This window comes from Paraburkholderia aromaticivorans (assembly GCF_012689525.1).
In the GTDB taxonomy this organism is placed as follows: Bacteria; Pseudomonadota; Gammaproteobacteria; order Burkholderiales; family Burkholderiaceae; genus Paraburkholderia; species Paraburkholderia aromaticivorans_A.
Map to the genome: position 1 here is coordinate 1,302,452 of NZ_CP051514.1, position 12,086 is coordinate 1,314,537.

Sequence of the window (12,086 nt, forward strand, 5' to 3'; positions counted from 1 at the left end):
ACTGAGGCTTCGAGTCCGGTCCATTCAGGAGAGTTCACCATGTATCAACAGATTCTGGTTGCCGTCGACGACAGTGAAACGTCCGCGCACGCCCTTGACGCAGCATTGCAGCTCGCGCGCGATGCAGGCGCAAAACTACAACCTCTTTTTGTCGTGGACGTCCCGATGCTGGTATATGACTTGCCCGGTTCCGACCTGACCCATGCCCGCGATGCGCTATTGGAGCAAGGCGCAAGTGTGATCGAGGACGCCGTTGCGCGCATGAAGCTGGCCGGCCTGCAGGGCACGCCGCGCATCGCCGAAACCGACCAGGCGGGTAACGACATCGCCCATTGCATACTGCGCGCGGCAAGCGAGTTCAAGGCTGACCTGGTGGTAATGGGCACGCACGGGCGGCGGGGGGTCCGGCGGCTGGTGCTCGGCAGTGTCGCCGAACGTTTTCTGCGCATCGCGCAGTGTGCCGTACTGATGATCCCGGCGCACAGCGCCAAACCTGTGACAAGCGACGCACAGGCAACCGAACCGATCAGGGAACCGTCATGAACTGCAAAACGTTGCTGGTGCATCTCGACGACAGCACCCATAGCGCCGCACGGATCGAATTCGCACTTGAACTGGCCCGCCGGCACGACGCGCATCTGATCGGGCTGTACGTCGTTTGTCAGGATCTGACGCAGCCGAAGTTTCTTCACGGCGAACGCGCGTGGTTCGCGACTCGCGAAGCGCAACACGATGCCAACCTGAAAGGCGCGCAGACGCGCTTCCTGGCGGCAGGAGAACGAGCCGGGCGCAGCGTGGAATGGCGGGCGCCGGAAGGGCCTGCGATAGAAGCCGCGATCCTGCACGCACGTCATGCCGACCTCCTGATCCTCGGTCAGGATGATCCGGACGACTCTTCGTCCTATATCGCGCGCCACTTTGTCGAGGACGTGGTGATGGCCTCGGGCCGCCCCGGCATCGTGCTGCCCTATGCCGTGACTGTCCGTTCGTTCGCCGAAAACGTGCTGATCGCGTGGGACGGTGGCCGCGAGAGCGCCCGGGCAATGGCCGATGCCTTGCCGCTGATCAAACGCGCGAAATTCGTTACCGTGATGACCCTGCAGCGTCACCCGGATAGTGAAGCGCCAGCCGGCATCGACGTCGCCGCCTGGCTTGACCGGCACGGCATCCAGGCGGGATTTACGGCCGCGCCCAAGGTGGCCGGCGTCCCCACAGGCGCGCTGCTGCTGAACATGCTGGCCGATCGTCATATCGATCTGCTGGTGATGGGTGCGTATGGACATGCGCGCGTGCAGGAACGGCTGCTCGGCGGCGTCACACGAACCATGCTTGAGTCTATGACCGTGCCGGTGCTGATGTCGCATTAATCTGACAAGTCGCGAATTGCGCGAAAAAAGCCCTCGCGCAAATTAAAGCGCCCAGTTTTCAGGGCGCTTCTTTTTTGGGAGCCTCGGTTTCCCGGGCGCGCCACCGCACAATTACAGGTATGACGGTATTTCGTCGATGTCGCGTTCGCGCCGAACCACCAGAACAGGCATCCCGGCCCGCCGTAAAAATGCCTCGGCAACACTACCGAGCAACATCCGGCCGATGCCTTGACGCCCGTGCGTGCCCATTACAACGAGATCGGCCTCGCACTCTTCTGCCAATCGGCAGAGGACGGTGACGATGTCTTCGCCGTAGGCGTCAATCGTCCGGGTCAATCCACGCACGTTGCACTGTTCAAAAAGCGCGCGGGCGTCTTCGAGCGTCGCCATCGCTGCTGCAACCGCTGTACTGGTTGCCTGCTCCTCGACCAACCCGGTTCCTACGTCGACCATTTGCGCAACATGTTCGTCGACAAATACCGCCGTCACCGTCGCTTGCGCGGCTTGGGCGATTTTCAGCGCTTCGCCGAGCGCGAGTTGCGCGGCCTGGCTGCCATCGATTGCTACGAGAATCCGTTTGTACATGACCTTCTCCTTCATTCGCCCCCGTCCCGAATGGCTGCGACTATCAGGCGGCGGCACACTTTCAGTCTGCGATTCGCAGCCCAGAATGCGCTTGATAAGGATCAAGCGCCGACGGCTCGCTATCCGTCAACATTCGTGCACGGCGAGGCTTCCGGGGTGAGCTGGCTGCACTGGCACGATCCGTGCGTATCGCGCACAATAGGCGGCGCACGCCTTGTTCCGGCTGGCCGCAATTAATAAAGATCACGGTGATGTTTCCCGATCCGCGCCGCACCAGCTCCATCTGCCAGGGTGGCGGATTGCCCACCATCCAATGAGGCGCACATGCCCTTTCGCGGTAAGACGCCCGTCGCCAGGAAATCTCTTTCGCCCATGCGGGTTGTCCCACCTGAGCGACGTGCTGTGCTTGTCGTGGCGGTCACATTTGCGGTTGTTCTTGCGGCTGCGCTCGGTGCGTGGCGCTGGGTCGGCGAGCAGTCATTGCGCGCCGCCAACAGCCGCTTTGATCAGAATACTGTGCGTATCACCGCTGATCTGCAGCGCGAGTTCGCCACCGGCGGATCGCTGCTACGCGGCGCGCGCGGTTTGCTCTCCGTCGCGCCGGTGGTTGATGCCGACGCCTGGCGCCGATATGTCGCGCAACTCGATCTGGACGAAACGTCATCCGTGGTGCGCGCGCTTGGCTATGCTGATGCTGACGCCGCCGGTATCCCCCGCCTGACGGGCGGCACCGGTAACGTGGCCGGACAAGCCGCTGCGCCGCGACCGGTCGCGCCGGTGACCCAGATGGCGCCGGCCACCATCGATGCGATGCCAGTCGGCTATGTCCTGGCTAGCGCTCCCGCGAGCCGTACGGCGTTGCTGGACGCCATCGATACGGGAGCAGGCGCGCTCGACGCCGACACAGCGCCGTTCGGCGATATCGGCTCGAGCCCTCACGCTCGTCTTTACCTCTATTTTCCGGTGTATTCGGACGCCGGATTGCCGTCGACTCCGCAAGCGCGCCGCGCGGGCATCAAGCGGCTGCTGGTAGCGGCGCTGGACTCCGGCCGTGTTTTCGATAACGCCCTCGCCCCGCAACGGCACATCGATCTGCAGGTGTTTAGCGGAACCCCTGCCACGCTGCTTTATTCGTCCGCTGCGGGAGACGACGACCTGGTGGACACGGCCCCGGTCATCCGTAGAACCGATACCTTGCGCGTCGGCGGGGTGCCTATCACGCTTTCCTACACGGCGAGCGGTCGCTATCTGCGCGCCGGGGAAGAATTTGCAGAAACCACGGTGCTGATCGCCGGCGTTGCGGCAGCATGCCTGTTCGGCGCCATGGCTTTCCTGATAGCCCGCGAACGCGGCGGCGGATCTGTAGCGACGAGCAAGGCGCGCAGCCAGTCGACCCTGAACGAGGCACGCATGATGGGCATCATCCGCTCTTCGATGGAAGCCATCATTACCGTCGACGAACGGCAGAACATCGTCATCTTCAATCCAATGGCTGAACAGGTTTTCGGATGCTCCGCGATGGACGCGGTCGGCGCCTCGCTCTCGCGATTCATTCCCGAGCGCTTTCGCGCAGGACACCAGCGGCATGTCGAACAGTTCGGCGTGACCGGTGTTTCCGACCGGCAGATGGGCAAGCAGCGTGTGCTGTTCGGCTTACGGAGCAACGGCGAAGAGTTTCCTATCGAAGCGTCGATTTCGCAGATCCACGACGGCGATGGCAAGCTGTACACGGTCATGCTGCGCGACATCACAGAACGGGTAAAGGCGGAAAATGCGCAGTGGCAATCGCGCGAGGAAGAGAAAACCCGCATCGCACGCGAGCTGCACGACGACCTTGGGCAGCAATTGACCGCCCTCAAGATGGACATCTCTTCGGTCGAACAGGAGCTTGAAACCACGGCTGAAGCGCGCCTGCTGCAGCAACTGCGTGGGATGCGCCGGCTGATCAATGCGACGGTCGCCTCGGTGCGCCGGATCGCTGCCGATCTGCGCCCGGTCATGCTCGACGATCTCGGTCTGATTCCAGCGATCGAATGGCTCGCCAATGACTTTACAAACCGCTACGGCATCGACGTGGAACGCCGAATCGAAGTCGGCGACACCAGCTTTACGCCGACGGGCGCAACGACGCTATTTCGTATCGTGCAGGAAGCGCTGACCAATGTCGCCCGGCATGCGGAAGCGACGCTCGTCACGCTAACGGTGCACGTCGAAGGGGGCGTTTGCGTGTTGCAGGTCGCGGACAACGGCCATGGCGCGAACCGCTCACCGAACCCCGGCGAGAAATCGTTTGGCCTTCTCGGTATCCGCGAGCGTGCACACATGCTGGGTGGCACCGTCGAAATCCATACTTCCAATGACAAGGGCTTTGCGCTGACCGTTACTTTTCCGGTACTGGCGGTGCAACAGCAGGAGATGCAAACATGATTCGAGTGCTAATTGCCGACGACCATGCCCTCGTACGCGACGGTCTGCGCCATATCCTGCAAAGCACCAGTGGCTTCGAGGTGGTCGGCGAGGCCAATGACGGCGTCAGCACGATTGCACTGACCCGCTCGAACGCGGCCGACGTGCTCGTGCTGGATCTGTCGATGCCGGGACGAAACGGCGTCGAGCTGATCAAACAGATCAAGGAGGAAAAGCCGGCGCTGCGGATCCTCGTGCTCACCATGCATGCGGAGCAGCAGTATGCGGTACGCGCTTTCAAGGCGGGAGCATCGGGATATTTAACCAAGGAAAGCGCCAGTGCCGAACTGGTCACTGCGGTCACCAAAGTCGCATCCGGGGGCGTCTATGTGAGCCTCGCGATGGCCGAGCGTTTCGCCCAGAGCCTGAACGAGCCTGCCGACACGTTGCCTCATCAGCGCCTGTCCGACCGGGAGTTCGATGTGTTCCGCCGCATCGCCGCAGGGCAGACCCTGACCGGAATCGCCGCGGAGTTGTGCGTCAGCAGCAAAACGGTGAGCACCTATAAAACTCGCATCCTCGAAAAAATGCAGATGCCACACGAAGCCGCGCTGGTGCGCTACGCGCTGCGCCACAAGCTGCTCGGGGAAGACGACGAAATCTAGCTCCAAGGCGGTGCCCGGGCCGCAGAGCCCGATCGAATCGTCACATCAATTCACCGGTCGCGCTGCTAGATCCACCCTCCCATTCGCCGCGTGTAGGAAATTCCCTACACACCTTCGTGCTCGCCTACCCGAAGTTCGTTCGCCGCCGATTTTATTTTGAGACGGCGCGGCCGATACTTCGAGCCATGAACTCCAGCCTGTCCCAGCAAGCACTGCGCGTTTTCCTCGTTGAAGACACGATCCGATCAGACAACGGATGGCGGCCCGCTTAGGCGCAATCGATGGTGTCGAGATCGTCGGCGAGGCTGAGGAAGCAGGCGCCGCGCTCTCCGGCATCGACACCACCAGAGCCGACGTCATGGTCCTGGATTTGCGCCTGACTGTCGGCACCGGTATCGAACTGCTGGTTAGTATCGCGAAGATCATGTCGCCGGCGATCACGATCGTGCTGACGAATCACTCAAGTATGTGGTTCAGGCAGGCATGCCTCGCGGCTGGCGCACAGTACTTCTTCGACAAGACCAGTGAGTTCGATCTTGCATGCGACACGATCACGCGGATTCCCCACGCGCGTTGTGCACGTGGCCTCAATTACACAGGAGCACATCATGTCTGACGTCGCCGAATATTCTGAAATCATGCCGCTGCAGCGTGCCCCACTGCCGGCCTCAGGCCATTCCGCGCTCGCACCGTCAGTACCGGCCCGCCCCGCGCTGCTCGAGCTGCTCGCTGCGCTCGATCTGCATGCCACAAGGCTTAACGCCGGCAGAACTGGAGCGCATGGAGTCGCTGATGTGCGTTTCCCGCACGATCAAAACCGGTGAATCGCTATACCGCGCCAACGATTCATTCCAGAGCATCTATGCGGTCCGCGCCGGCTCGTTCAAGACCGTCGTCATGCATCGCGACGGCCGGGAACAGGTCACCGGCTTTCATCTGGCCGGTGATTCACTCGGTCTCGACGGCGTCTGCTCAGGGCAGCACAGTTGCGACGCGATCGCCATCGAAGACAGCAACGTCTGCGTCATCCCGTTTCATGTGCTCGAAGCCATGTGCCGCGAGGTGGAAGTCGTGCAGAAGCATGTCCATAGTCTGATGGGCGGTGAGATCGTTCGCGAGGCGACACTTATGATGCTGCTCGGCACGATGTCCGCCGAGCAGCGGGTCGCCGCATTCCTGCTGAACCAGTCAGGAAGGCTCAAGACACGCGGCTGCTCGCCGGCAGAATTCAATTTGCGCATGACGCGCGAGGAGATCGGCTGCTACCTCGGGATGAAACTCGAAACCGTCAGCCGCATGTTTTCGAAGTTTCAAAAAGACGGTTTGGTCGACACGCGTGGCAAGCAGATCAGGATTCTCGACCTCGAAGGCCTCGCGCGCGTGTAGTCCCGGACGTGAAATGCATGGTGCCAGACGCGGCAGCTTCAGTTGACAAGGCGTTTTACGAGCGAACCCTCGGAAGAGGCGTGCTCAGGCGGCGCAGTTAGCCGCCTTTTTTTCGCGCTGCTGCAGCGTTTAGCGGATCGATAGCACCGAGGTTCCGTCATTTATTTAACCGCAGTATCACCACCAGCGCTTGATCTGAGTCAAGCCATGCATAAAGTCATCTGACACGATGGCTTAACGACGTGACCCGACAACCGGCAGCGCATGCCCGGTTCGATCGATCCGGAAAAAGCGCAGGAGGCCCCGAATGAACGCACTTCCCCAGAACACGGCTTGGTCCATCGACGAACATCAACTGGACCCGAATGCCGACGTCGAAGAAAAACTGCGGTTTGCACTGCGATACGCAGTGCTGGCGCCATCCAACCATAATACGCAGCCGTGGCACTTCATCGTCGACGGTGACTGCGTCACGCTGTGCGCGGACCGTATGCGGGCGCTGCCGGTGGTCGATCCGTTTGACCGCGAGCTGATCATCAGTTGTGGCGCGGCGCTGTTCAATCTCCGCGTTGCGCTGAGCCGCTTCGGTCTGGCTTACGCGATTACGCTGTTTCCCTCGCCTGCGGACGTGGACGTGCTGGCGCATCTGCGGATCCTGCGCGATGGCCATTGCGACGCCAGCCTTGCACCGCTATTCGACGCAATGCCGCGGCGCGTGACGACCCGTGAAACCTTCGTCGACGAGCCCATCCCGGTCGAACTCCAGTTGCGGCTCGAGGAAGCGGGCGCCGCCGAGGGCGCGGATATCGTCTGCGCCGGAAATACGGTCATCCGCGAGCGCCTCGCCACGCTGATCGCTGAAGCCGATCAGGCGCAATTCCAGGATCCGCGCTTCAGGCGCGAACTCGCGAGCTGGATTCATCCGAAACGCGGTCAGGATGGCATGCCGGCGTTCTCGCCGGGAATGCGCGTCCTGCTCGATCTCGCGGTGCCCTTGGTAGGTTCGGTGATTCGCACGTTCGACCTGGGTGGCGGCATGGCGGCCGCCCATCACACGCTGGCCGCCGGCTCGCCGCTACTTCTGTGTATCGCCACCGGAGCGGACGATGCCGTTGCGTGGCTGGTGGCAGGTCAAGCGCTTGAACGGGTGCTGCTTACCGCGACGGACGAGGGTATTACGGCATCCTATCTGAATCAGCCGATCGAAGTGGCTTCACTGCGCGACACATTGCGTGCCGCCCTGAATCTGGACGGCGTGCCGCAATTGCTGCTGCGTATCGGCCGCGGTCGGCAAGCTGCTCATTCGCGACGGCGTCCGCTGGCCGAAGTCGTGTCGTAGGGACGAAGCGGCCCACTGACGGCCGCTTCAGTCGCAAAAGCGGAAGTAGCCGCTGTGCAGCATGACCGGCTTGCCGCCCACTTCGTCCAGCAAACGCCGCGCGGCCTGTTCGATCGGATAACGATGAGTATCGAACGCGGCGATCAGGTCGTCTTCACGTAACGATGCTGCGCCAAAGTGATCTTCGAGCGCCTCCGCGGTAATCGCGCACTGAACCCGCACGCCGCCGATCTCTGCTGGAAAGGCGATGACCAGATCGCGAGCGCAATATTCCGGACGTTCCTGGGGAAAATGAATATTCATGACCGCAGCCTGAAGATAGGCGTGGCTCTTAAGGCGCCGTCATGCGAGCGACTGTAATGCCCGCGGCGGCAAAGCGAAGAGAGTGCCGCCACGCGTGGCACCCGTCTGTGAACAGAATAGGCGCCGTTTGCGCGCCGCCATATTTTCGCCAGCGATCTGGCTTGACTCAGATCAAGTGACCTCGTCGGCCGCGCGCCGGCAAGCCAACGTCTGCGCGCATGAGAAAGGCGATTGATTTGAGTCAAGCATCGAATATGACGGAAGCGCACGATGACGCTGCGCAGTCGCCGTCCTGGCTTGCATTACCTGATTCCGCCTAGCTCGTATGAGGCTGGAAAGCAACTGACCATGGCGGACAGTCGAACGCAAGGCGAATCATGGGCTTGATATGAGTCAATCGCGCGGGCGGCACTGACCCTACACTGAACTCAGCACCTGTACTGGAGTGTGTCTCGTGAATGCCCCGCACCTGCACTACCTCACTGTAAGAGCACTTGCGCTGCTGCTGGCAAGCGGCTCAGCGCTTGCCCAGTCCGAACCGACCGCGCTAGTCGATCAACAACATTGCATGTTCTGCCATACCCGAGACGCGCCTTTCCTCGCGCCTTCGTTCCAACAGATTGCGGACCGTTATCGCGACGTGCCAAACGCCAGCGTGATGCTCGAGCACAAGCTGCGACTCGGCGGCAAGGCCCACTGGGGCGACATGTCAATGCCGCTGCCCGCGGATCGCGGCGGTCCGTTGACACCAGAAGATGCTCACACGTTGGTCCAGTGGGTTTTGAGTCAATAGCCACCCAGTTCGTTTGCACATGTTCCTGGAATGTACGGAGAACCTCATGCGCCTCACCATCCATCTCGACACGTTCGATCGTGTCAATCCGATGGCATTCGCCATCCTGTGGCTCGACAATGAAACACGTCAATGGTCACGCGAGGGGCATATGGGGCTCGAACTGCCCGAATGGGGCGCCTTGCACGTCGATTGCGGCAACACGCTCATCTGCGGACCGCACGATTCGACGCCCTGCTGCGTACTTGAAGGGCTCGATCTGAACGTCACGTCCGGGCCATTCGAGGGCGAAACCGGACGCGCACAATGGTGCTCCGATGCGGGCAGATCGCTGATGGCAGGCCATTGGCACGTGCAATGTGTCGACAACGAGAACACGGAGCCGGAAGACGGCATCTTCGCCGCCGACGACAACCCGTGAGGCTTGTCGACACTGCCACCGGTATGAGGTGCTACTGTGGGAATGACTGTCAATCTTGACGGCGTGCGTCACGCGTATGGACTCTGCTTCGTGCGCGCTCCCTGGGCCTATTTCACGCGTATGACGCTCGACCAGCAATGGGGCGATGGCTGGGAACGCGTGCCTTATGAACAGCACGCCGGCCCCCCTTATACCAACAGTCCCGAGCAGATCCTGACCGTCGCCTTCGATGGTCCGCTGTATACGCCCGATCTCGGCTACGACGGCAAGGAGCGCAGTGTCAACGAAATCAATCGCGGCGAGATGCCCTGGCTGCGTACACAAAGTTTTGTCGGCAATGCACCGATTCACATCATGGCGGGCATCACGCTCGAGTCATTTGTGGAGCAGGTCGAACTCGCGGGCGGCCACGTGTTTGCGCCGCTCGGCTGGGGCGCTTTGCGGCTCGAACCGAGTGAGCGCGCGGCGTCATCAGATACGCCGGCTCGGGCATGCGGCACGGTCAAAGCCTGAAGCGGGCAACAACACCGACGTAGGCACGCGGGCTCTGGCGCAAATAGCGCGGGGGCGAATCGGTTAAGGTGTCGGTCTGAACGAATTGAGAACCGCCGATGAGTAAGCTGAAGAGTCTGGAGGAACTGCTCGCGGGCCGTCATTTTGACCGCGATGTGATCATTCTGGGTGTTCGCTGGTACCTGCGCTACAAGCTTAGCCTGCGCGATCTGGTCGAAATGATGGCGGAACGGGGTCTGTCGCTGGCGCACACGACGATCCTTCGCTGGGTGCGTCGCTTTGCGCCGGAATTCGTCAAACGGTGGAACCGCTTTTGCAGGTCCACCGGCCAGTCGTGGCGTGTCGACGAGACTTACCTCAAGCTGCGCGGCAAGTGGGTCTATCTTTATTGGGCGGTGGATCGGGCTGGTCAGACGGTCGACTTCATGCTCAGCGCCAGGCGCGGCGTGAAGGCGGCAAAGGCGTTTTTCAGGAAGGCAATCAAACATCAAGGCCAGCCACTGAAGACTATCATGCTCGTTGGCTACGCCGCCTCGCACCGCGCCGTGCGCGAAATGAAGGCCGATGGCTTGCTGCCGGAGGACACGAAGGTCCGATCCTCGAAATATCTCAATAATATGGTCGAGCAGGACCACCGCAACATCAAGTCCCGGACGAAAGTCATGCTCGGCTTCAAACGTTTCCGGAACGCGGCGATCACTCTCTCCGGTATTGAACTGGTACAGCGTATTCGCAAGGGCCAATTCAGCCTCGCGAAACTCCGCCTCAAAGATACCGCTGCGCCCGCAGTCAGGGTGGCCGTCCTGTCTGCCTGATCAGGTGTCCTTTATATAACAAAATATCTCGTCCATATCGCCTATTTGCACCAGAGCCTATGGTAGCGCCTTTCCCGGTCGACCGCTGAACGTCGTGAGCACGTTGACCGAACTGGAGCCGATCAACCCGAACTCGCAAAACAGCGCGCGTGACCTTTCGTGGCAGCACTAAGAAACGCGCACCGGCGGCGCTCGACGCATCCGAAGCAACGATAAGCAGGAGACAGCATGTGGTACGCGTGGCTGGACGCAGAACGCAACCTGATGCAGATGCTCAGTGAGTGGGCGACACGCGCTCAAAGTGGCAGCGCACCGGCGCAATCGCGAGATTCACGGGTGGCCGCAGCCGGTTGGGACTGGATATACCGTCTGATTCAACCGCCTCTGGAGCCACCGCCTTTCGGCATTTCGACCGTTCAGATCGCTGGCGAGGAAGTGCCAATCGTCGAACAGGTGGTCGATAGCACGCTGTTTTGCGCACTGCGCAAGTTCACGCGCGCACAGCCCTCTGCCGCGTCGACAACTACGCTCCGCGCTCCGGTGGCTCCGGAGATATTTCTCTGTGCGCCGCTCGCCGGGCACCACGCCGTCATGTTGCGAGAAACCGTTGAAACACTGCTGCAGGACGGCAACGTGTACGTCACCGACTGGGCCGACGCACGCGACGTGCCGGTTGCAGCAGGTTCATTCGGACTCGACGACTACGTTCTCGCCATCCAGCGCTTTCTGCGCACCGCGGGCAGTGTCAGCCTGCATGTCGTTGCGGTCTGCCAGGCAACCGGACCCACGCTTGCGGCGACAGCAATCTCGGCGAGCGCGGGCGAAGCTCCTCCGCGCAGCGTGACTCTGATGGGAGGACCTATCGACGCTCGTCTCAATCCGACCGCGATCGACCGGTTTGCTCAAACCCATAGCCGCGACTGGTTTCGCACCACGGTGATCGACACAGTCCCGTCCCCCCACCCTGGCGCCGGACGCCGCGTGTATCCCGGGTTCGTCCAGCATGCAGCGATCGTCGCCGCGCACCCCCATCGCCAATGGGCACTCGAATCCCGCTACTGGGCGAGCCTGTGTTCGGGCGATGCACAAGCGATCGCCGGTGATTTGCGGCGGCTTAACGAGTATTCCGCGGTACTCGACATGGCCGAAGACTACTTTCTCGACACGATTCGCGTGTCGTTTCAGGAACACAGGCTTGCCTGCGGAACCTGGAAGGTCGGCACGAATCCCGTCCGGCCGCAGGATCTCTCGTCTACGGCGTTGTGCACCGTTGAGGGCGCTCGCGATGACATCACCGGAGCCGGTCAAACCCATGCTGCGCAGACACTCTGCAGCGCGGTCCCGGCGGCCCGGCGGCAAATGTTGACGATCGCGGATTGCGACCACTATGACCTGTTCACCGGACCGAGATGGCAGGAGGTCATCCACCCTGCACTCGCCGCTTTCTGGCGCGCTTCCGGCTAGCCGTGCTTACGCGCTCTGCAGACAAGGAT

13 protein-coding genes and 1 pseudogene are annotated in these 12,086 nt (G+C 61.5%); 12 read left to right on the plus strand and 2 right to left on the minus strand.

What is annotated here, in order from left to right:
* Positions 1-39: 39 nt before the first annotated feature.
* A complete protein-coding gene (locus tag HF916_RS06135) occupies positions 40-543 on the plus strand; it encodes a universal stress protein (RefSeq protein ID WP_168788171.1) in 504 nt (167 codons plus the stop codon).
* Positions 540-1,367 carry a universal stress protein gene (locus HF916_RS06140; RefSeq protein WP_168788172.1) on the plus strand — a complete coding sequence of 276 codons (828 nt, stop codon included), beginning with the start codon at positions 540-542 and terminating at the stop codon, positions 1,365-1,367. Before HF916_RS06135 ends, HF916_RS06140 begins: the two co-directional genes overlap by 4 nt.
* A gap of 111 nt (positions 1,368-1,478) precedes the next feature.
* Here HF916_RS06140 and HF916_RS06145 read toward each other — a convergent pair whose 3' ends face one another.
* Positions 1,479-1,952 carry a universal stress protein gene (locus HF916_RS06145; RefSeq protein WP_168789032.1) on the minus strand — a complete coding sequence of 158 codons (474 nt, stop codon included), beginning with the start codon at positions 1,950-1,952 and terminating at the stop codon, positions 1,479-1,481.
* A 411-nt stretch (positions 1,953-2,363) separates the two neighbouring features.
* On the opposite strand from HF916_RS06145, the gene HF916_RS06150 reads away from it, so the two are divergent.
* From HF916_RS06150 to HF916_RS06170, 5 genes and pseudogenes are all read left to right on the plus strand, one after another.
* Positions 2,364-4,379: a sensor histidine kinase gene (locus HF916_RS06150; protein WP_240975128.1), complete on the plus strand. Its 2,016-nt coding sequence runs from the start codon at positions 2,364-2,366 to the stop codon at positions 4,377-4,379.
* Positions 4,376-5,023, plus strand: a complete 648-nt coding sequence (locus HF916_RS06155; RefSeq protein ID WP_168788174.1) for a response regulator — start codon at positions 4,376-4,378, stop codon at positions 5,021-5,023. Before HF916_RS06150 ends, HF916_RS06155 begins: the two co-directional genes overlap by 4 nt.
* A 185-nt stretch (positions 5,024-5,208) precedes the next feature.
* Positions 5,209-5,639: pseudogene (locus tag HF916_RS06160) on the plus strand (response regulator).
* The gene (locus HF916_RS06165; RefSeq protein ID WP_431311392.1) at positions 5,636-6,409 is read left to right on the plus strand and encodes a helix-turn-helix domain-containing protein; all 774 of its coding nucleotides are present in this window, start codon (positions 5,636-5,638) and stop codon (positions 6,407-6,409) included. The pseudogene HF916_RS06160 and the gene HF916_RS06165 overlap by 4 nt, the downstream one beginning before the upstream one ends.
* Before the next feature lie 307 nt (positions 6,410-6,716).
* Entirely contained in the window at positions 6,717-7,748 is a 1,032-nt protein-coding gene (locus HF916_RS06170) for an Acg family FMN-binding oxidoreductase (protein WP_168788176.1), read from the plus strand.
* Positions 7,749-7,775: 27 nt separating this feature from the next.
* Here HF916_RS06170 and HF916_RS06175 read toward each other — a convergent pair whose 3' ends face one another.
* Positions 7,776-8,051, minus strand: coding sequence for a DUF1488 domain-containing protein (locus HF916_RS06175; RefSeq protein ID WP_168788177.1), 276 nt, complete (start codon positions 8,049-8,051; stop codon positions 7,776-7,778).
* Positions 8,052-8,553: 502 nt separating this feature from the next.
* On the opposite strand from HF916_RS06175, the gene HF916_RS06180 reads away from it, so the two are divergent.
* The 5 genes from HF916_RS06180 to phaZ all read left to right on the plus strand — a co-directional run bounded on the left by HF916_RS06180 (position 8,554) and on the right by phaZ (position 12,057).
* Positions 8,554-8,844: a c-type cytochrome gene (locus HF916_RS06180; protein ID WP_168789033.1), complete on the plus strand. Its 291-nt coding sequence runs from the start codon at positions 8,554-8,556 to the stop codon at positions 8,842-8,844.
* Positions 8,845-8,890: 46 nt separating this feature from the next.
* Positions 8,891-9,265, plus strand: coding sequence for a DUF3564 domain-containing protein (locus HF916_RS06185; protein WP_168788178.1), 375 nt, complete (start codon positions 8,891-8,893; stop codon positions 9,263-9,265).
* A 36-nt stretch (positions 9,266-9,301) separates the two neighbouring features.
* On the plus strand, positions 9,302-9,778 hold the full coding sequence (locus HF916_RS06190; protein WP_168788179.1) for a hypothetical protein: 477 nt from the start codon (positions 9,302-9,304) through the stop codon (positions 9,776-9,778).
* Between the two features lie 98 nt (positions 9,779-9,876).
* Entirely contained in the window at positions 9,877-10,593 is a 717-nt protein-coding gene (locus tag HF916_RS06195; RefSeq protein WP_168788180.1) for an IS6 family transposase, read from the plus strand.
* A gap of 228 nt (positions 10,594-10,821) precedes the next feature.
* Positions 10,822-12,057, plus strand: a complete 1,236-nt coding sequence (phaZ, locus tag HF916_RS06200) for a polyhydroxyalkanoate depolymerase (protein ID WP_168788181.1) — start codon at positions 10,822-10,824, stop codon at positions 12,055-12,057.
* Positions 12,058-12,086 lie beyond the last annotated feature (29 nt).

Bases quoted from the DNA above. Each gene is read 5' to 3' on its own strand.
- HF916_RS06195 (WP_168788180.1), top strand. From the start codon at position 9,877: ATGAGTAAGCTGAAGAGTCTGGAGGAACTGCTCGCGGGCCGTCATTTT.
- HF916_RS06145 (WP_168789032.1), bottom strand. From the start codon at position 1,952: ATGTACAAACGGATTCTCGTAGCAATCGATGGCAGCCAGGCCGCGCAA.
- HF916_RS06170 (WP_168788176.1), top strand. From the start codon at position 6,717: ATGAACGCACTTCCCCAGAACACGGCTTGGTCCATCGACGAACATCAA.
- HF916_RS06175 (WP_168788177.1), bottom strand. From the start codon at position 8,051: ATGAATATTCATTTTCCCCAGGAACGTCCGGAATATTGCGCTCGCGAT.
- HF916_RS06155 (WP_168788174.1), top strand. From the start codon at position 4,376: ATGATTCGAGTGCTAATTGCCGACGACCATGCCCTCGTACGCGACGGT.
- phaZ (WP_168788181.1), top strand. From the start codon at position 10,822: ATGTGGTACGCGTGGCTGGACGCAGAACGCAACCTGATGCAGATGCTC.
- HF916_RS06140 (WP_168788172.1), top strand. From the start codon at position 540: ATGAACTGCAAAACGTTGCTGGTGCATCTCGACGACAGCACCCATAGC.
- HF916_RS06185 (WP_168788178.1), top strand. From the start codon at position 8,891: ATGCGCCTCACCATCCATCTCGACACGTTCGATCGTGTCAATCCGATG.
- HF916_RS06135 (WP_168788171.1), top strand. From the start codon at position 40: ATGTATCAACAGATTCTGGTTGCCGTCGACGACAGTGAAACGTCCGCG.